The organism is Streptomyces globisporus (genome assembly GCF_003501885.1).
GTDB classification, from domain to species: domain Bacteria; phylum Actinomycetota; class Actinomycetes; order Streptomycetales; family Streptomycetaceae; genus Streptomyces; species Streptomyces globisporus_D.
The window spans coordinates 1-379 of record NZ_QWFA01000450.1; the positions used below are offsets into that span (position 1 = coordinate 1).

At 76.5% G+C, this 379-nt stretch carries 1 protein-coding gene; it reads left to right on the top strand.

What is annotated here, in order from left to right:
• Positions 1-180 precede the first annotated feature (180 nt).
• Positions 181-379 (top strand): hypothetical protein (locus tag D3105_RS35050; protein ID WP_206273073.1); only part of this gene is annotated, 199 nt, incomplete at its 3' end.

A 379-nucleotide genomic window follows, 5' to 3' on the forward strand; every position in this document is an offset into this window, starting at 1 on the left:
CTGCCCTGCTCCCCCTCCCACCCTACGGCGGCGAGCGGCCCGGCGTCGCAGGGAGCGATCAGGGAGTGATCAAGGAGACGGCGGGATGATCCGGCACCGAGGAGCGTCATACCTCGGGCCTACGCGGTTCCGACCGACGTCCGACGCGGGCCGTCCGGGCCGCCGCCTAGCGTGGCGGGCATGACGATCTCCCTTCTCAACCGACGGACCGGGGCCGCCGCGACCGCCACGGCGCTGGCCCTGGCCTCCCTGGCCGCACTCGCCGGGACGGCCACACCCGCCTCCGCGTCCGGCCGGGCGACGGCGGCGTCGGCGACGGCTTTAGCGCCTGCGTCGGCCGCCGCCTCCCCTGCCGCCGACAACCCCGCCTCCGGTGACC